The sequence below is a fragment of the Streptomyces sp. T12 genome, from assembly GCF_028736035.1.
Classification (GTDB): domain Bacteria; phylum Actinomycetota; class Actinomycetes; order Streptomycetales; family Streptomycetaceae; genus Streptomyces.
On the sequence record NZ_CP117866.1, the window covers coordinates 3,748,427 to 3,767,376 of the forward strand.

17 protein-coding genes and 1 tRNA gene are annotated in these 18,950 nt (G+C 68.9%); 14 read left to right on the forward strand and 4 right to left on the reverse strand.

Annotated elements, in window-relative coordinates:
- The first annotated feature begins 33 nt into the window (after window positions 1–33).
- The 7 genes from PBV52_RS16650 (at window position 34) to PBV52_RS16680 (ending at window position 7,731) form a co-directional block, all read left to right on the forward strand.
- Window positions 34–327, forward strand: coding sequence for a hypothetical protein (locus PBV52_RS16650; RefSeq protein WP_274239156.1), 294 nt, complete (start codon window positions 34–36; stop codon window positions 325–327).
- A gap of 213 nt (window positions 328–540) precedes the next feature.
- Window positions 541–1,587, forward strand: a complete 1,047-nt coding sequence (locus PBV52_RS16655; protein ID WP_274239157.1) for an ABC transporter substrate-binding protein — start codon at window positions 541–543, stop codon at window positions 1,585–1,587.
- A 115-nt stretch (window positions 1,588–1,702) separates the two neighbouring features.
- The gene (locus tag PBV52_RS16660; RefSeq protein WP_274239159.1) at window positions 1,703–2,536 is read left to right on the forward strand and encodes a siderophore-interacting protein; all 834 of its coding nucleotides are present in this window, start codon (window positions 1,703–1,705) and stop codon (window positions 2,534–2,536) included.
- A gap of 156 nt (window positions 2,537–2,692) precedes the next feature.
- Window positions 2,693–4,135, forward strand: a complete 1,443-nt coding sequence (gene desA / locus PBV52_RS16665) for a lysine decarboxylase DesA (protein WP_274239160.1) — start codon at window positions 2,693–2,695, stop codon at window positions 4,133–4,135.
- A complete protein-coding gene (locus tag PBV52_RS16670) occupies window positions 4,119–5,402 on the forward strand; it encodes a lysine N(6)-hydroxylase/L-ornithine N(5)-oxygenase family protein (RefSeq protein ID WP_274239161.1) in 1,284 nt (427 codons plus the stop codon). Before desA ends, PBV52_RS16670 begins: the two co-directional genes overlap by 17 nt.
- A complete protein-coding gene (locus PBV52_RS16675) occupies window positions 5,399–5,962 on the forward strand; it encodes a GNAT family N-acetyltransferase (protein WP_274239162.1) in 564 nt (187 codons plus the stop codon). The genes PBV52_RS16670 and PBV52_RS16675 overlap by 4 nt, the downstream gene beginning before the upstream one ends.
- A complete protein-coding gene (locus tag PBV52_RS16680; RefSeq protein WP_274239163.1) occupies window positions 5,959–7,731 on the forward strand; it encodes an IucA/IucC family siderophore biosynthesis protein in 1,773 nt (590 codons plus the stop codon). Before PBV52_RS16675 ends, PBV52_RS16680 begins: the two co-directional genes overlap by 4 nt.
- Before the next feature lie 78 nt (window positions 7,732–7,809).
- On the opposite strand, the gene PBV52_RS16685 is transcribed toward PBV52_RS16680, so the two are convergent.
- Entirely contained in the window at window positions 7,810–9,342 is a 1,533-nt protein-coding gene (locus PBV52_RS16685; RefSeq protein ID WP_274239164.1) for a beta-N-acetylhexosaminidase, read from the reverse strand.
- 149 nt (window positions 9,343–9,491) lie between these two features.
- Here PBV52_RS16685 and PBV52_RS16690 point away from each other — a divergent pair, with 149 nt between their 5' ends.
- Window positions 9,492–10,376, forward strand: a complete 885-nt coding sequence (locus tag PBV52_RS16690) for a DUF4429 domain-containing protein (RefSeq protein WP_274239165.1) — start codon at window positions 9,492–9,494, stop codon at window positions 10,374–10,376.
- A gap of 31 nt (window positions 10,377–10,407) precedes the next feature.
- Here PBV52_RS16690 and PBV52_RS16695 read toward each other — a convergent pair whose 3' ends face one another.
- Window positions 10,408–12,009, reverse strand: a complete 1,602-nt coding sequence (locus PBV52_RS16695) for a metallophosphoesterase family protein (protein ID WP_274239166.1) — start codon at window positions 12,007–12,009, stop codon at window positions 10,408–10,410.
- Window positions 12,010–12,205: 196 nt separating this feature from the next.
- Here PBV52_RS16695 and PBV52_RS16700 point away from each other — a divergent pair, with 196 nt between their 5' ends.
- Window positions 12,206–12,463: a hypothetical protein gene (locus PBV52_RS16700; protein ID WP_274239167.1), complete on the forward strand. Its 258-nt coding sequence runs from the start codon at window positions 12,206–12,208 to the stop codon at window positions 12,461–12,463.
- A gap of 45 nt (window positions 12,464–12,508) precedes the next feature.
- Window positions 12,509–14,326: a glutamine--fructose-6-phosphate transaminase (isomerizing) gene (gene glmS / locus PBV52_RS16705; protein ID WP_274239168.1), complete on the forward strand. Its 1,818-nt coding sequence runs from the start codon at window positions 12,509–12,511 to the stop codon at window positions 14,324–14,326.
- Window positions 14,327–14,472: 146 nt separating this feature from the next.
- Here the strand turns inward: glmS and PBV52_RS16710 are convergent, their stop codons facing one another.
- Complete coding sequence (locus PBV52_RS16710; RefSeq protein ID WP_274239169.1) at window positions 14,473–15,039, reverse strand: GPR1/FUN34/YaaH family transporter; 567 nt, start codon at window positions 15,037–15,039, stop codon at window positions 14,473–14,475.
- 162 nt (window positions 15,040–15,201) lie between these two features.
- Window positions 15,202–15,729, reverse strand: a complete 528-nt coding sequence (locus PBV52_RS16715; protein ID WP_274239170.1) for a universal stress protein — start codon at window positions 15,727–15,729, stop codon at window positions 15,202–15,204.
- Window positions 15,730–16,079: 350 nt separating this feature from the next.
- Between PBV52_RS16715 and PBV52_RS16720 the strand changes: the two genes are divergently transcribed.
- The 4 genes from PBV52_RS16720 to PBV52_RS16735 all read left to right on the forward strand — a co-directional run bounded on the left by PBV52_RS16720 (window position 16,080) and on the right by PBV52_RS16735 (window position 18,893).
- Window positions 16,080–16,379: a hypothetical protein gene (locus tag PBV52_RS16720; protein ID WP_274239171.1), complete on the forward strand. Its 300-nt coding sequence runs from the start codon at window positions 16,080–16,082 to the stop codon at window positions 16,377–16,379.
- Window positions 16,380–16,774: 395 nt separating this feature from the next.
- A complete protein-coding gene (locus PBV52_RS16725; protein WP_274239172.1) occupies window positions 16,775–18,001 on the forward strand; it encodes a GlxA family transcriptional regulator in 1,227 nt (408 codons plus the stop codon).
- Between the two features lie 96 nt (window positions 18,002–18,097).
- Window positions 18,098–18,700 (forward strand): oligoribonuclease, encoded by a 603-nt coding sequence (gene orn, locus PBV52_RS16730; RefSeq protein WP_274239173.1) that lies wholly within the window; start codon window positions 18,098–18,100, stop codon window positions 18,698–18,700.
- A 117-nt stretch (window positions 18,701–18,817) separates the two neighbouring features.
- Window positions 18,818–18,893: transfer RNA gene (locus PBV52_RS16735), tRNA-His, on the forward strand.
- The last annotated feature ends 57 nt before the right edge of the window (window positions 18,894–18,950 follow it).

The following is an 18,950-nucleotide window of genomic DNA, read 5'->3' on the forward strand; positions in this document are numbered from 1 at the left end:
CGCGGGCGGGGTCGAGAGGAGGGCGCCCTCACGGTGTACCTGGACAACGGCCGGAACAACGCCACCTTCCCGGCGACAAGGAACGGCACCGACTTCGTCGTACGCGTACCCGTCTCCGAGCTTCCCGCCGGCACATGGCGCGGTGAACTGCGGCTCGGCAGCTGGACCCTGCCCCTCCCGGAGCTCCCCGGGAACCTCGCCCCGGCCAAGTGGCGCCGCCGCGCCCTGCCCTGGTACGCCAAGCCCGTCCCGGACTCCGACGGCTTCGCCCTGCAGGTCGCCAGGACCGACCTCGGGCGTGCTGTGATCCAGCGCATCAAGCCGTAGAGATCCAGATCACGGGCGAGACATAGCCCATCAAGAGGCCCAGCAGTCGCCCATTACAAGGGAGTTGACCCTCCCGACCTCCGCACGGCACGCCACAGCCCCCGCACAGCTTCGATCACAAGGCCCCCCACCCCTGGACATCAGCTCAGGTTAGGCTAACCTACCTTCGAATTGTCCGGCGGGCGATCCGCCCTGTTCGAAAGCAGCGTAGCCATGCCCAACGCCAGAGCCACCCACCTCACCCGCCGCGGCATCCTCGCCGCGGGCGGCGCCCTCGGTCTCGGGGCCGTGCTCGCGGCCTGCGGAGACGACGACGCGAAAACCGAGGGCTCCAGCGAGGCCACGACTGCTGCGAAGTCCGGCCCCTGGACGTTCAAGGACGACCGCGGCACCACCGTGAAGCTCGACAAGGTGCCCACGAAGATCGTCGCCTTCGTCGGTGTCGCGGCCGCCCTGTACGACTACGGCATCGAGGTCAAGGGCGTCTTCGGCCCGACCAAGACGCAGGACGGCAAGGCCGACGTCCAGGCCGGCGACATGGACGTCAGCAAGCTGACCGTCTTCGGCAACGTCTGGGACCAGTTCAACGTCGAGCAGTACGCCGCGTTCGCCCCCGAGGTCCTCATCTCCACGACCTTCGACAGCACCGGCACGCTCTGGTACGTCCCCGAGGCCTCCAAGGACAAGATCGCCAAGCTCGCTCCGAGCGCCGCCATCTCCGTCTACGACCGCCAGCTGACCAAGCCGCTGGAGCGGATGTGGGAGCTGGCCGAGTCCCTCGGCGCGGACATGAAGGCCGACAAGGTCGCCCAGTCCAAGAAGGACTTCGAGGCGGCGGCCGAGCGCCTGCGCAAGGCCGCCAAGGCCCGCCCCGAGATCAAGGTGATGGCCGGTTCCGCCAGCCAGGACATCTTCTACGTCTCCGGCACCAACCTCTCCATCGACCTGGAGTACTTCAAGGTCCTCGGCGTGAACTTCGTCGAGCCGCCGGAGAGCGCCAAGAAGGAGGGCGGCGGCTGGTTCGAGTCGCTGAGCTGGGAGAACGTCGACAAGTACCCGGCCGACATCATCATGATGGACGACCGCTCCTCGACGATTCAGCCCGCCGACATCACCGAGGCGACCTGGAAGAAGCTGCCCGCGGTCAAGGCCGGCCAGGTCATCGCGCGCTCGCCCGAGCCGATTCTGTCGTACGACAAGTGCACGCCGCTTCTCACGAGCCTCGCCGAGGCCATCGAGAAGGCGAAGAAGGTCAGCTAGTCGCCCAGCGCCGTTGGGGTGTCGTAGTGGGGCGACTGCGGGTCCGTTGTGGCTGGTCGCGCAGTTCCCCGCGCCCCTGGGTGCGCTCCCCTGACGTCGATTCAGGAGTTACCCCATGACAACCGCCGTCGCCGCCCCGTTCCGTTTCTTCTCGCTGCAGGTCGTACGGACGAGGCGGCTCGGTCCGTCTCTGGTCCGGGTCACCTTCGGCGGGGAGGATCTGGCGCACTTCTTCTCCGACGGGCGTGACCAGTCCCTGTCGCTGTTCCTGCCGCATCCGGGGCAGAGCGAGCCGCAGGTCCCCCTTGAGCTCGGTGACGGCTGGTGGCAGGGGTGGCGTGAACTCCCGGACGACGTACGGGCCGTGATGCGGTCGTACACGCTGCGGGCGCTCCGCCGGAACCCGGACGAGATCGACATCGACTTCGTGCTGCACACCCCGGCCGGCCCCGCCTCCAGCTGGGCCTCCCGTGCCGCCGCCGGCGATCGCGTCCTGCTGCTCGGCCCGGCGATCGCCGACAACCGGGCGATCCGGTTCCGGCCGCCGGAGGACACCGACCTGGTGCTGCTCTGGGGCGACGAGAGCGCGCTCCCGGCCATCGCCGCGATCCTGGAGTCACTGCCGGCCGGCCGGCGGGTGCAGGCCTGGCTGGAGGTGCACGACGCCGGGAACATCCAGGACCTGGCGACCGCGGCGGACGCCGAGATCACCTGGCTGGTCCAGGACAAGACGCGCACCAACGGCTCCCCCATGGCCCTCGACGCCATCCGCACCACCCAACTCCCCACTGCCGAGCGCCCGTACGTCTGGATCGCGGGCGAGTCCGGCTGCGTGAAGGCGCTACGCCGGCACTTCGTCCAGGAGCGCGGCGTCGACCGTCGCCGGGTCACCTTCGTGGGGTACTGGAGGCAGGGCCTGACGGAGGAACAGCTGCGCGCGCAGGAGTAACAGCCCCTGGAAGCAAGGCGATCGGGGGCCACTGCGACCCAAGTGATCGTAGTCACCCTTGAGGCTGCCCCGATTTAAAGGAACTTAGGTTAGGCTAACCTAAGTTGCACGCCGGATCCCGCACTTCACGGCCCGTCCCCACCGGAGGACCTCCCCATGCGCTCGCACCTGCTCAACGACACGACCGCGGAGCAGTACCGCCGCTCCGTGACCGAAGGAATCGAGCGGGTGGCCGCCAAACTCGCCGCCACCGACCGTCCGTTCACCGGCGTCACGGTCGACGCCCTCGCCCCCGCCATCGACGCGATCGACCTCGACAAGCCGCTGCTCGACACCGCCGCGGTCCTCGACGAGCTGGAGGACGTCTACCTCCGGGACGCGATCTACTTCCACCACCCCCGCTACCTCGCCCACCTCAACTGCCCGGTCGTCATCCCGGCCGTGCTCGGCGAGGCGGTCCTGTCCGCGGTCAACTCCTCCCTCGACACCTGGGACCAGTCGGCCGGCGGCACCCTGATCGAGCGCAAGCTCATCGACTGGACGACCGCCCGAATAGGCCTCGGCGAGAACGCCGACGGTGTCTTCACCTCCGGCGGCACCCAGTCCAACCTCCAGGCGCTGCTGCTGGCCCGCGAGGAAGCCAAGTCCGACAGCCTGGCCAAACTGCGTATCTTCGCCTCCGAGGTCAGCCACTTCAGCGTGAAGAAGTCCGCGAAGCTGCTGGGCCTCGGCCAGGACGCGGTGGTCTCCATCCCCGTCGACCACGACAAGCGCATGCAGACCGTCGCGCTCGCCCGTGAGCTGGAGCGCTGCAAGAAGGACGGCCTCGTCCCCATGGCGGTCGTCGCCACCGCCGGCACCACCGACTTCGGCTCCATCGACCCGCTGCCCGAGATCGCCGAGCTGTGCGAGCAGTTCGGCACCTGGATGCACGTCGACGCCGCCTACGGCTGCGGGCTGCTCGCCTCCGTGAAGTACCGGGGCCGTATCGACGGCATCGAGCGCGCCGACTCGGTCACCGTCGACTACCACAAGTCCTTCTTCCAGCCGGTGAGTTCCTCCGCCGTGCTGGTCCGCGACGCCTCGACCCTGCGCCACGCCACCTACCACGCGGAGTACCTCAACCCGCGCCGCATGGTCAGCGAGCGCATCCCCAACCAGGTCGACAAGTCCCTGCAGACCACCCGCCGGTTCGACGCCCTCAAACTGTGGATGACGCTGCGGGTGATGGGCGCCGACGGCATCGGGCAGCTCTTCGACGAGGTCTGCGACCTGGCGGTGGAGGGCTGGCAGCTGCTGGCCGCCGACCCGCGCTACGACGTCGTGGTCGAGCCGACCCTCTCCACCCTGGTCTTCCGCTACATACCGGCGGCCGTCACCGACCCCGCCGAGATCGACCGCGCCAACCTGTACGCCCGCAAGGCGCTGTTCGCCTCCGGCGACGCGGTGGTCGCGGGCACCAAGGTGGGCGGTCGTCACTACCTGAAGTTCACCCTGCTCAACCCCGAGACGACGACCGAAGACATCGCCGCCGTCCTCGACCTGATCGCCGGCCACGCCGAGCAGTACCTGGGAGAGTCCCTTGACCGCGCGTCCTGAAAACCCGACCAGAACCCATGACTTCGTGGGCATCGGGCTCGGCCCCTTCAACCTCGGCCTGGCCTGCCTCACCGAGCCCATCGACGAGCTCGACGGTGTCTTCCTGGAGTCGAAGCCCGACTTCGAGTGGCACGCGGGCATGTTCCTGGACGGCGCCCACCTCCAGACCCCGTTCATGTCGGACCTGGTCACCCTCGCCGACCCGACCTCGCCGTACTCCTTCCTCAACTACCTGAAGGAGAAAGGCCGACTGTACTCGTTCTACATCCGCGAGAACTTCTACCCGCTGCGGATCGAGTACGACGACTACTGCCGCTGGGCCGCGAACAAGCTGAGCAGCGTCCGCTTCAGCACGACGGTCACCGAGGTGACGTACGACGAAGGGGCCGAGCTGTACGTCGTGAAGACGAGCGCCGGTGACACCTACCGCGCCCGTCACCTCGTCCTCGGCACCGGCACCCCGCCCTACATACCCGAGGCCTGCCAGGGCCTGGGCGGCGACTACCTCCACAACTCCCGCTATCTGCAGAACAAGGCGGAGCTGCAGAAGAAGGAGTCGATCACGCTGGTCGGCTCCGGGCAGTCCGCGGCGGAGATCTACTACGACCTGCTCAGCGAGATCGACGTCCACGGCTACCGGCTGAACTGGGTCACCCGCTCCCCGCGTTTCTTCCCGCTGGAGTACACCAAGCTCACGCTGGAGATGACGTCCCCGGAGTACGTCGACTACTTCCGCGAGCTGCCGGAGGCGACCCGCTACCGCCTCACCGCCGAGCAGAAGGGCCTGTTCAAGGGCATCGACGGCGACCTGATCAACGAGATCTTCGACCTGCTCTACCAGAAGAACCTCGGCGGCCCGGTCCCCACCCGACTGCTCACCAACTCCTCGCTGAACAGCGCGCGTTACGAGAACGGCACGTACACCCTGTCCTTCCGCCAGGAGGAGCAGGAGAAGGACTTCGAGCTCGACTCGCAGGGCCTGGTCCTGGCCACCGGCTACAAGTACGCCGAGCCGGAGTTCCTGAAGCCCGTGCGCGACCGCCTGGTCTACGACTCCCAGGGCAACTACGACGTCGCCCGCAACTACGCCATCGACGTCACCGGCCGCGGCATCTTCCTGCAGAACGCCGGCGTCCACACCCACAGCATCACCAGCCCCGACCTGGGCATGGGCCCGTACCGGAACGCGTACATCATCCGCGAGCTGCTCGGCACCGAGTACTACCCGGTCGAGAAGACGATCGCGTTCCAGGAGTTCGCCGTATGAGCACCACAGGCCTCGGTACCTTCACCTTCCGCCCCCTCGACCCCCTGAAGGACGCGGAGCTGCTGCACGGCTGGGTCACCCACCCCAAGGCGGCCTTCTGGATGATGCAGGACGCGAGCCTGGTGGACGTCGAGCGCGCCTACATGGAGATCGCGGCAGACGAGCACCACCACGCGCTGCTCGGACTTCAGGACGGCGAACCGGCCTTCCTGATGGAGTACTACGACCCCGCCCACCGCGAACTGGTCGGCCTGTACGAGCCGCAGCCGGGCGACATCGGCATGCACTTCCTCACGCCGCCCACCGACAAGCCCGTCCGCGGCTTCACCCGGTCCGTCATCACCGCCGTGATGGCGCGCCTCTTCGAGGACTCGGCGGTGGAGCGCGTCGTCGTCGAACCGGACGTGGCCAACAAGGCCGTGCACGCGCTGAACGAGGCCGTCGGCTTCGTGCCCGTACGTGAGATCGACAAGCCGGAGAAGCGCGCGCTGCTGAGCTTGTGCACGCGCGAACGCTTCTTCAACAGGCACAGCCTGGCTTCCCGAGGAGCAGCCGTATGACCCTGTCCGACGCCGTAGCGCATCTGTCCCCCCACCGCTGGGCGCGGGCCAACCGCCTCCTGATCCGCAAGGCACTCGCCGAGTTCGCCCACGAGCGCCTCATCGCGCCGGAGGCCACCGGCGACGGCGGATACGTCGTCCGCAGCGACGACGGCCTGACCCGCTACACCTTCACCGCGGTGATCCGCGCCCTCGACCACTGGCAGGTCGACGCGGACTCGATCACCCTCCACCGCGACGGGGCCGAACTCCCGCTCGCCGCCCTCGACTTCTTCATCGAGCTCCAGAAGTCCCTGGGCCTGAGCGACGAGGTCCTGCCCGTCTACCTGGAGGAGATCTCCTCCACCCTCTCCGGCACCTGCTACAAGCTCACCAAGCCGCAGGTCCCGGTCGCCGAGCTGGTCGGGGCCGGCTTCCAGGCCATCGAGACCGGCATGACCGAGGGCCACCCCTGCTTCGTCGCCAACAACGGGCGGCTCGGCTTCGGCATCCACGAGTACCTGTCGTACGCCCCCGAGACCGCGAGCCCGGTCCGGCTGGTCTGGCTGGCGGCCCACCGCTCGCGCGCCGCGTTCACGGCCGGAGTCGGCATCGACTACGAGTCCTTCGTGCGGCAGGAGCTGGGCGAGGAGACCGTCGAGCGCTTCCACGGCGTCCTGCGCGAGCAGGACCTCGACCCCGCCGACTACCTCTTCATCCCCGTCCACCCCTGGCAGTGGTGGAACAAGCTCTCCGTCACCTTCGCCGCCGAGGTCGCCCAGAAGCACCTGGTCTGCCTGGGCGAGGGCGACGACGAGTACCTGGCCCAGCAGTCCATCCGGACCTTCTTCAACAGCTCCAGCCCCGAGAAGCACTACGTGAAGACGGCCCTGTCCGTCCTGAACATGGGCTTCATGCGTGGACTGTCGGCCGCCTACATGGAGGCGACCCCGGCCATCAACGACTGGCTGGCCCAGCTCATCGAGGGCGACCCGGTGCTGAAGTCCACCGGCCTGTCGATCATCCGCGAGCGCGCCGCCGTCGGCTACCGGCACCTGGAGTACGAGGCGGCGACGGACCGCTACTCGCCGTACCGCAAGATGCTGGCCGCGCTGTGGCGCGAGAGCCCGGTGTCGTCCCTGAAGGACGGCGAGTCGCTCGCCACCATGGCCTCGCTCGTCCACGTCGACCACGAGGGCGCGTCCTTCGCGGGCGCGCTGATCGAGCAGTCGGGCCTGGCCCCGACGGAGTGGCTGCGCCGCTACCTGAAGGCGTACTTCACCCCGCTGCTGCACAGCTTCTACGCCTATGACCTGGTGTTCATGCCGCACGGCGAGAACGTCATCCTCGTCCTGAAGGACGGTGTCGTCGAGCGCGCGATCTACAAGGACATCGCCGAGGAGATCGCCGTCATGGACCCGGACGCGGTGCTGCCGCCGACGGTCGAGCGGCTGCGCGTGGAGGTCCCGGAGGACAAGAAGCTCCTGTCCGTCTTCACGGACGTCTTCGACTGCTTCTTCCGCTTCCTCGCCGCGAACCTCGCCGCCGAGGGGATCCTGGAGGAGGACGACTTCTGGCGCACGGTCGCCGAGGTCACGCGGGACTACCAGCACTCGGTGCCCGAACTCGCCGACAAGTTCAAGCAGTACGACATGTTCGCGCCCGAGTTCGCCCTGTCCTGCCTCAACCGCCTCCAGCTGCGCAACAACAAGCAGATGGTCGACCTCGCGGACCCGGCCGGCGCCCTGCAGCTGGTCGGCAACCTGGAGAACCCCATCGCAGGGCTGTAGTCCACGGCCCTACATGGACAGGCGGGCACCCCGGGGTACGGTCCCCCGAGGTGCCCGCCGGCCTTTGTTCAGCGGTCTTCACTCAGCTGCCGGCCAGGGAACCTGCGGCGATCGATAGAACCCGATCCCCAGCGCCTCCCACCGCGCCGCCTGCGCAGCAAGCCGTACCTTGTAGCCCTCCCAGTCATGCGTGGAAGCCGGCGACCACCCCAGCTCGGCCGCACCGGCCAGCCTCGGGAAAGCCATGTACTCGACGTCCGCAGACTTCGTGATCGTCTCCGTCCACAGCGGAGCCTCCACGCCCCTGATCGCCGAAGCGGGGGCTCCGGGAAGGTAGTTGCCCGGATCCCAGTCGTACGACCTCTTCACCTCCACCAGACCGGCCCAGTCCAGCCCCAGCGGAGTATCGGCCGTGTACTTCATGTCGAGGTAGATCCGGTCGGCCGGAGACAGGATGATCCCGGTCCCGTTCTGCGCGGCCTTCGCGACCTGCGCCTTCTCCTCGGCACTCGTACCGTCCAGCCCCCAGTACTGCGCGAGCGCACCCGTCGCCGGCGTCGCCCCGGTCAGCTGGTGCCAGCCCACCACCGTCTTGCCGTACTCGGCGACGATCGGCTGCACCCGGTCCATGAACTTCACATAGTCCTCGTGGCTGGTGGAGTGCGCCTCGTCGCCCCCGATGTGGAGGTACTTGCCCGGCGTGAGCGCGGCGAGCTCCCGGATCACGTCGTCCACGAAGTCGTACGTGATGTCCTTGCCGACGCACAGCGAGCTGAAGCCGACCTCGGTGCCGGTGTAGAGCGGGGGCGCCACGCCGTCGCAGTTCAGCTCGGCGTAGGAAGCCAGCGCCGCGTTCGTGTGGCCGGGCATGTCGATCTCGGGGACGACCTCCAGGTAGCGGGAGGACGCGTACCGGACGATCTCCTTGTAGTCGGCCTTGGTGTAGTAGCCGCCGGGGCCGCCGCCGACCTGCGTCGAGCCTCCGTGGGTCGCCAGGCGCGGCCAGGAGTCGACGGCGATACGCCAGCCCTGGTCGTCGCTGAGGTGCAGATGCAGCTTGTTGATCTTGTACAGGGCGAGCTGGTCGACGTAGCGCTTGACCTGGTCGACGGTGAAGAAGTGCCGGGAGACGTCGAGCATCGCACCGCGCCAGCCGTAGCGCGGGGTGTCCGTGATCGTGCCGCCCGCGACCAGCCAGGGGCCGGGCTGGACGGAGTCCTTCTCGACGGCCGCCGGGAGGAGTTGGCGCAGCGTCTGGACGCCGTGGAAGAGGCCGGCGGCGCCCGCGGCGGTGATGGTGAGGCCCTTGCGGCCGCTGTCGAGGCGGTAGCCCTCGGCGCCGAACGGGCCCTCGGCCAGGCGCAGGTGGATTCCGCCGGCACCGCCTGCGGTGACGGGGAGGCGGTAGCCGGTGGAGGGGCGGAGGATGTGCGCGAGGTACTCGCCCACGCGGCGCGTCTCGCGGGAGTCGTCCACGCGGATGTGGGTGGCGCGGGTGATCCGGTAGGGGGATCCGCCCGGGGCGACCGAGGCGGGCGCGGGGACCACCCGGTCGAGTGGGGTGGGCGGTGCCGCCTGTGCGGGGGCGGCCCCTGTCACCGAGGCGCCCATCGCGACCAGCAGCAGGGAACCGAGAAGGCGAAACGTTCTGTGGCGCGGTCTGGCACAGCCGTCTCTCACAAGCGTGTCCCTTCCATGAGCCGTTGCGCTCCAAGAGGTCTGGACCACTCTCTCGTGAGACTGGTGGAACAATCCACCCCATGGCGGAAATCATCCAGAAGGACGGCACGTGGGTCTTCGACGGCGACGCACTGCGGCTGACTCCCGGACGGGACAAGAACGTCAGTCTGTTCCGCAAGACGCTGGGTGAACTCGTCGTCCCGCTGGGGGCGTTGGCCGGTGTCTCCTTCGAGCAGGGCAAGAAGGCAGGGCGGCTGCGCCTGCGTCTGCGCGACGGCGCCGACCCGCTGCTGCACGCCACGGGCGGCCGGCTGACCGAGCCGAACGACCCGTACCAGCTGCTCGTCGAGTCCGACCGCTACGGCGTTGCCGAGTACTTCGTGGACGAGGTCCGAGGCGCCCTGCTCCTTGACCAGGTCCCGGCCGACCCGGTCGACGAGTACCTGCTGCCGGGGCCCTCCCTGCCCCTGTCGGTCTCCGCCGGAGACGGCACGGCGACCTTCGACGGCGAGCACATCCGCCTGGAGTGGAACTGGAAGACGGAGGACGCCAAGGCCGCCGCCGGCAGCCGTTCCCTCCCGGTCACCGACATCACGGCCGTGGAGTGGCATCCGGCGGCGGGCCTGGAGAACGGCCATCTCCGCTTCACCGTCCGGAACGCGCCCACCAAGGCCCCGCCCAAGTACGACGCCAACTCGGTGGAGCTGTGGGGCTTCAAGAAGGACCCGCTGATGGCCCTGGTCGCGGCGGCGGTCCAGGCCCGCCTCCCGCACCCGGCCAGGGCCGGCGCCACGGACGTGCGGGACGCGCGGCCGGAACTGCCTTCCGCTCCGGCCGCGTCCGCCGAGGACGCCCACGACGCCCTCCTGCGCCGCCTGCGCGAACTCGGCGAGCTGCACCGCACGGGCGTGCTGACGGACGAGGAGTTCACGATGGCCAAGCAGGCCGTCCTCAAGCGGATGTAGCGCGCGTACGGGCCCCCGTGGCCCCACGGACCTACTTGGCCCTGCGGGCCACCGTGAAGTGGTCGATCCGGTCGCCCGTCTCGGCGATGCCCTGGACCTTCAGCGTGGCGTACCGGCCCCTCGGCGCGGGCTGGACGTCCACGCGCAGGAACGAGTAGTCGAGGTAGCGCACCCGGGACCAGGCGACCGTCTCGTTCTGCTTGCCGTCCTTGAGGTTGACGAACGAGGACACGGAGTCCTGCTCGTGCTCGTGCCCCTCGTAGGAGTCCGGCGCGGTGAACGCGTACAGGCTGCGGCCCGCGGCACCCGCCGTCACGTACACCACGCCCTCGGTCTCGGGGTACGCCGTCCCGCCGATCGGCAGCTTCTTGGCGACCTCGTTGCCCTTGATGACATCGGTGCGCTCGTACTGGTGGTTGTGACCGTTGATGACGAGATCGACCGTGTACTTCTCGAACAGCGGCACCCACTCCTGTCGCACGCCGCCTTCCGAGGCGTGCGCCGTGGAGGTGCAGTACGCGCAGTGGTGGAAGAACACGACGATGAAGTCGATGTCCTTGGCCGCCCGGTACTTCTTCAGCTGCGCCTCGAACCACTTGGTCTGGGTGCCGCCGGAGAGGCCGAGGTTGGCCGGGATCTCGTAGGAGATGTCGTTGGGGTCCAGCGAGATGATCGCCGTGTTGCCGTAGACGAAGGAGTAGACGCCGGGCAGGTTCTTCTTGTCGGGCCCGTTGTCGGGGAGCGTGAAGCGGGCCTCCTCGCCGCCGTAGCCGTTGGGCGAGTACCAGGCCTCCATGTCGTGGTTGCCGTAACTCACCATCCACGGCACGGACTTGGCGACCGACTCGGTCTGGGCCAGGAACTGGTCCCACACCCGCGAGTCGAAGCCGGTGTCGGCGGTCTTGCCCGCGCCGGACGGGTCGGCGTACGCGATGTCGCCGGCGTGCAGGTGGAAGGCCGGGTTCTGGCCCAGGATCAGGCTGTCGTTGGCCAGGCCGTGGTAGCTGACGCCCTGGTCGCCGAAGGCGGTGAAGGTGAAGGGCGCCATGGGGGTCCCCCCGCTCGAGCGAAGCCGGGAGTGGGGGAGGGCGGGGGCGGTGGTGAAGGTGCCGAGGGTGCCCAGCAGGTGCGGCTCGGCGGGGTCGAAGCCCTGGTGGCCGACGCCGTAGTAGTACGTCCGGCCGGGGCGCAGGTGGGTCAGCTTGGCGTGCACGTAGTACTGCGTGTGGTCGGCGCTCGCGCCGACGCCGGCCGGGGTGTAGAGGGTGCGCACCTCGGCCTCGATCTTGCGGGAGAGGTCCCAGGGGTGCGCGCCGATCCGGATGAACGGCTTCTTCACGGCGACCGGAACCTGCCAGGAGACGGTCATCTCGGTGCGCGGGTCGTTGCCGTAGGCGAGGTGGCGGCCGAAGGGGGCGACGAGGGCGCCGTCGACGGTCTCGGTGGCCGCGGCGGTGCTCTGCGTCGGTACGGCGGCCTGGGCGGTGGCGCCCGGTACGAACGCGCCACCCGCGACGGCGCCCAGCGTGACGGCGCCGCCTCTGATCATCGTGCGCCGCGAGAATCTGGCGCGCAGGTACTCGTGCTGCTCGGCCATGCTCATGCGCTCGGCGAGCTGCTGGGGTACTCCCATGCGAGGAATGTCCATGGCGACCGAAACTCGTCCCCTCAGGCAACGGGATGCGGGCCGACGCATGGACAGCTCCGGAACAGGCCCCCATGAGACCCTCAATGTTCTTCCAAGAGCTTCAACAGCCGACTGCCAGGCAGTTGCCCGAAATCGGGCAGGATTCTTGCGAAACCGCCGCCGGTACCCCAGGATCTACCGGGTGCACGACGAACTTGTTGATCATCTGACGCGGTCCTCGCCCCTCAGCAGGGGCGAGGCACTGCGCGTGATCCAGGACGTGCTCGCCTACTTCGACGAGACGACCGAGGACTACGTCCGTCGCCGCCACCGCGAGCTGCAGGCCCAGGGCCTGGTGAACGCGGCGATCTTCGAACGGATCGGGGCGGACCTGAAGTACCGGGCGGTGGCGCCGCCGGAGCTCACGCTCAGACAGCTGCGCCGCATCGTCTACGGCTGAGACCACCGCTGAGCCGCCACTCACGGAATTGAGGGATACATATACATGTGCGGAATCGTCGGATACATCGGGAAGCGTGACGTTGCTCCCCTGCTGCTGGAGGGCCTGCAGCGCCTGGAGTACCGCGGCTACGACTCGGCCGGCATCGCCGTCACCTCGCCGAGGACGAGCGGCCTGAAGACGGTCAAGGCCAAGGGCCGGGTCCGTGACCTGGAGGCCAAGGTCCCGGCGCGCTTCAAGGGCACGACCGGCATCGCCCACACCCGCTGGGCCACCCACGGCGCCCCGTCCGACGTGAACGCCCACCCCCACCTGGACGCCGAGGGCAAGGTCGCCGTCGTCCACAACGGCATCATCGACAACGCCTCCGACCTGCGCCGCAAGCTGGAGGCGGACGGTGTCGAGTTCCTCTCCGAGACCGACACCGAGGTCCTCGTCCACCTGATCGCCCGCTCGCAGGCGGAGAAGCTGGAGGACAAGGTCCGCGAGACCCTCCGGCTCATCGAGGGCACGTACGGCATCGCCGTCCTGCACGCCGACTTCCCGGACCGCATCGTCGTGGCCCGCAACGGCTCCCCGGTCGTCCTCGGCATCGGCGAGAAGGAGATGTTCGTCGCCTCGGACATCGCCGCCCTGGTCGCCCACACCCGGCAGATAGTGACGCTGGACGACGGCGAGATGGCCACCCTCAAGGCCGACGACTTCCGCACCTACACGACGGAGGGCACCCGTACGACGGCGGAGCCCACCACGGTCGAGTGGGAAGCGGCGTCCTACGACATGGGCGGCCACGACACCTACATGCACAAGGAGATCCACGAGCAGGCCGACGCCGTGGACCGCGTCCTGCGCGGCCGCATCGACGACCGCTTCTCCACCGTGCACCTCGGCGGCCTCAACCTGGACGCCCGTGAGGCCCGCCAGATCCGCCGCGTGAAGATCCTGGGCTGCGGCACCTCGTACCACGCGGGCATGATCGGCGCCCAGATGATCGAGGAGCTGGCCCGCATCCCCGCGGACGCCGAGCCCGCGTCGGAGTTCCGCTACCGCAACGCGGTCGTCGACCCCGACACCCTCTACATCGCCGTCTCCCAGTCCGGCGAGACCTACGACGTCCTGGCGGCCGTCCAGGAGCTGAAGCGCAAGGGCGCGCGGGTCCTGGGCATCGTGAACGTGGTCGGTTCCGCGATCGCCCGCGAGGCCGACGGCGGCATCTACGTCCACGCGGGCCCCGAGGTCTGCGTGGTCTCCACGAAGTGCTTCACCAACACCACGGTGGCCTTCGCGCTCCTGGCCCTGCACCTCGGCCGCACCCGCGACCTCTCCGTCCGCGACGGCAAGCGCATCATCGAGGGCCTGCGCAAGCTTCCCGCCCAGATCTCCGAGATCATGGAGCAGGAGGCGGAGATCGAGAAGCTGGCCCAGCAGTACGCCGAGGCCCGCTCGATGCTCTTCATCGGCCGCGTCCGCGGCTACCCGGTAGCCCGCGAGGCCTCCCTCAAGCTCAAGGAGGTCTCCTACATCCACGCCGAGGCCTACCCCGCCTCCGAGCTCAAGCACGGCCCCCTGGCCCTGATCGAGCCCGCCCTGCCCACGGTCGCCATCGTCCCCGACGACGACCTCCTGGAGAAGAACCGCGCCGCCATGGAGGAGATCAAGGCCCGCAGCGGCAAGATCCTCGCGGTGGCCCACCAGCCCCAGGAGAAGGCCGACCAGACGATCGTGGTCCCGAAGAACGAGGACGAGTTGGACCCCATCCTGATGGGCATCCCCCTCCAACTCCTCGCCTACCACACCGCATTGGCGCTCGGCCGGGACATCGACAAGCCCAGGAACCTCGCAAAGTCGGTAACGGTCGAGTAGAGGCCTTAGGGGCGCGGGGAACTGCGCGAGCAACCCCCACGCACCCGCAGAGGCTAAACGACATGGACGGACCCCCCGCAATGCCACCAATCACGGGGGGTCCGTTCTCATCGCCGGGAAGCCGCCCAACTCCCCAGCCGGCGCAGCTAACCGGTGGCCGTCACGCCCCGGCCCGCAGCGCGTCGCGGAAGTGCGGTCGGCCAGTGGGCCAGAGCCGCGGTCGCCGCGTACCAGGCCACCGCACCCGCGGCGACGGCGAACCAGCCCCCGACCTTGGCGAGCCCGTCATTGCCGGCGAAGTCGGCGATCGCCATGAGCACCAGGGACACGAAGAACAGCCCGTACGCCCCCTGCCCGAGCTGGTCCCCACCCGCGAGCGTGAGGGACAGCGCCACAAGGGCGAACAGCAGCAGGAACAACCCCGCCGCATTGTCGGAGACAGCCGCGTCGGCAGAGACGGCCCAGGTGAACCACAGGGCGCCGAGTGTCACGAACGCGGTCCCGTTCACGGAGTCACGGTCGCGCAGGGCCATCAGCCCCGCGACGAAGAGGGCAATTCCGCCCACGTACTGGGCGATTGATACGGCGTCAGCGGCTGACACACCGTCGATCACGTCGGCGTACCCCAGCCCGAAGGCCAACAGGGTGATTCCGAGGGCGAGTCGGCCGACCACGGTAGTGATTCCGCTTCCCGCGGAGACGTCATTGTCCACGGCGGGCTCCCTTCATGCATGTGCAGTTGTGCGGTGAGCGTTATATGCCCTTCACAAGGGCACAAACACCTCTACGCGCGAGTAAATTCACACACCGCAAGAAGGAGGCACGAAGGGGGAGCGACGCCCCGAACCGCTCATCTCACCTGGGACAACGGCGAGTTACGGAATGACAACGACGGGACGCTTGGCCCGCTTGGCGAGCCGCCCCGCGACCGACCCGAAGATCCGCCCGACGATGCCCTGCGTGGAGCCGACGACGATCGCGTCCGCCTCGTACTCCCGCCCGACCTCTTCGAGTTCGTGGCAGATGTCACCGCCGCGCTCGACGAGGATCCAGGGCACCTCGGCGAGGTAGTCGGCGCAGGCGAGTTCGAGGCCGAGCACCTCGGTGCGGTGGTCCGGCACGTCGACGAAGACCGGTGGCTCGCAGCCGGCCCACACCGTGGTGGGCAGCCGGTTGGCGACGTGGACGATGATCAGGCCCGACCCGGAGCGATGGGCCATGCCGATGGCGTACGCGAGGGCGCGCTCGCTGGAGGTGGAGCCGTCGAAGCCGACGACGACGCCGTGCTTGAAGGCGGGATCGCAGGACTGGCGTGACTCGTCCGCCGCCAGGGGATCGGCTGCCGTCGGGTCGGCGACCTGGCGCTTGCGGTCCGCGGGTTCGAAGAATTCGTGACCGGCCATGGCTGTCTCGGCGTATTGATCCTTTATGGGTGGGCCCGCGAGCGGAGCTCATTGACGGATGCAGCAGTGTGCGGCGGAGCTGTGTCCGGGAATGGTCTTCCCAACCCCATACCCCCAAGGGTACGGCGGCACGCCTCCTTAGCCCAGATCCCCGCTCACGGTCGGTGCGGGTTCCAGGGAGCATGCACGAGGGGACGCCCGTAACGCAATGGTTGCTGCGGTGTACAGGCGGTTTGCACAGGATTCACGTGCGTCCGCGGCCGGGACGGCCCCGTACCAGTGACCGCCCGCTCGAACAGGCGTTGATCTCCTTGAGCCTCAGCCCCAGGGAACCCAGGGAGTACCCACCCATGCCCGGACCCCGCACGCCCTCCGACGACAGTGCCACCGATGTGGTTCGCTGGGCGGCCTTCAGCTGCGTCCTGGTCCCCGTGGTCCTCCTCTGGTACGGCACCTCCCTCGCCGGCGCCGCGGGCACGGCCTTCGGCCTCGCCGCCGTGACGGCCGTCTGCCGCCTGCTGCTCCGTCAGTCGGAACGCGGCGCGGCGCGCCTGAAGGACGAGGAGCGCACTCCCCCGGCACCCTCGCGTCGCGGACGCCACCACAGGACCGGAACCGGGGCCCACCGAGGCGGACGTCACACTGGTTGAAATACACCGGTCAGCTGACCGGTTTCCGCGCACGGGCACGCTGCTTTTCAGCCAACTTCTGGCGCACATGCATCCCCTCCCCAGAACACCCCCCAACCCCCGTTCCACCTGCACGGAAAGGGCCTCAGGGGCCCTGCGCACCCTACGTGGATTGGCCACTGCGACAAGGCGCACTTCCCTGCACGGCCTGTGAGTGCAACGCTTCGTGATCGAATGCTTCACGCCAAGTTGCCAAGTCGACAATGTGCCGAGTGCCGAACCGGCCACTCCGGCGCGACGCGACACAGTAGATTCGATCTTGACTGTCTACGGCGGGGGACTCGTGCAGGACCAAGGGGAAACGTGCAGGAGCGACACAACCGAGGAGCCGCGACCACCGAGGGGGGCTTAGCAGTATGAGCCACGACTCCACTGCCGCGCCGGAAGCCGCGGCCCGGAAGCTTTCCGGGCGACGCCGCAAGGAGATCGTCGCGGTGCTGCTGTTCAGCGGCGGCCCCATCTTCGAGAGTTCCATACCGCTGTCGGTGTTCGGGATCGACCGCCAGGACGCCGGCGTGCCGCGCTACCGCTTGCTGGTGTGCGGCGGCGAGGAAGGCCCACTGCGGACCACAGGGGGCCTGGAACTCACCGCGCCACATGGCCTGGAGGCGATCTCACGGGCGGGCACGGTCGTCGTGCCTGCCTGGCGTTCGATCACGTCTCCACCGCCCGAGGACGCGCTCGACGCACTGCGCCGGGCGCACGAGGAAGGCGCCCGCATAGTCGGGCTGTGCACCGGTGCCTTCGTCCTCGCCGCGGCGGGCCTGCTGGACGGCCGCCCCGCGACGACGCACTGGATGTACGCACCGACGCTGGCCAAGCGCTACCCGTCGGTGCACGTGGATCCGAGAGAGCTGTTCGTCGACGACGGCGACGTCCTGACGTCGGCGGGCACCGCGGCCGGAATCGATCTCTGTCTCCACATCGTGCGCACGGACCACGGCAACGAGGCGGCAGGGGCCCTGGCCCGCCGTCTGGTGGTCCCGCCGCGCCGGTCCGGCGGTCAGGAGCGCTACCTCGATCGATCTTTACCAGAGGAGATCGGCGCCGACCCGCTGGCCGAGGTCGTCGCCTGGGCGCTGGAGCACCTCCACGAGCAGTTCGACGTGGAGACGCTGGCCGCCCGCGCGTACATGAGCCGCCGCACCTTCGACCGCCGCTTCCGCTCGCTGACGGGCAGCGCCCCGTTGCAGTGGCTGATCACCCAGCGGGTCCTGCAGGCACAGCGCCTGCTGGAGACGTCGGACTACTCGGTGGACGAGGTGGCGGGCCGCTGCGGGTTCCGCTCGCCGGTGGCACTGCGCGGCCACTTCCGCCGCCAGCTCGGCTCGTCGCCGGCCGCGTACCGGGCGGCGTACCGTGCGCGGCGCCCCCAGGCCGAAAGGCCGACGGACGCGGAGCCCCCGACGGGCCCCGCCGTCCAGCAGGGCCCACCGCCCACCCCGTACCCGGAGGGCGGCCCGGTCCCGCTGCAGACCCGCCGCGCCCCGGCCCCCGTAGGCACGTCCGCGCCCTCGGAGAACGGGCGCGAGCTGTACGTCGGAGGCCGGGCGACCCTGCCGGGGCAGCGCAGCGGAGCATGACCTCGTGACGCCGGGCGGGCTTCTCGGCCCGTCCGGCGTTCGAGGACGAGGAGCGCGGGGCATCCCAAAAGCGGACGTCAGCTTTAGGGTGGTCGCATGAACGATCGCATGGTGTGGATCGACTGCGAGATGACCGGCCTCTCGCTGTCCGACGACGCGCTCATCGAGGTTGCCGCCCTCGTCACCGACTCCGAGCTGAACGTACTCGGCGAAGGAGTGGACATCGTCATCCGCCCGCCGGACGCGGCGCTGGAGACGATGCCGGAGGTGGTGCGTCAGATGCACACCGCGTCCGGCCTGCTCGACGAACTCGCCGCCGGTACGACGCTGGCGGACGCCGAGGAGCAGGTGCTGGCGTACGTACGCGAGCACGTGAAAGAACCAGGCAAGGCCCCGCTGTGCGGCAACTCCGTCGGCACCGACCGCGGCTTCCTGGTGCGCGACATGCCGACGCTGGAGGACTACCTCCACTACCGGATCGTCGACGTCTCGTCGGTCAAGGAGCTGGCCCGCCGCTGGTACCCGCGCGCCTACTTCAACAGCCCCGAGAAGAACGGCAACCACCGCGCTCTCGCCGACATCCGCGAATCCATCGCCGAACTCCGCTACTACCGCGAGGCCATCTTCGTCCCGCAGCCCGGCCCGGACTCGGACACCGCGAAGTCGATCGCCGCGAAGCACGTTCTGCCTGCTCAGTAGGCGTGTGCGGGGGGCCGCCCAGGGGCGCCGCGAAACCTGTGCGCGAGCACCCCTTCGGACCCTGTACACTTTTTCTCGGCCGGTCGGGGACTCCACAAGAGTCGATCGCCGGTCATGGTGGGTGTAGCTCAGCTGGTAGAGCACCTGGTTGTGGTCCAGGATGCCGCGGGTTCGAGTCCCGTCACTCACCCCAGGCATTCAGCCGGTGACTTCATGACGAAGTCACCGGCTGAAGCTTTTTCCGCACAGG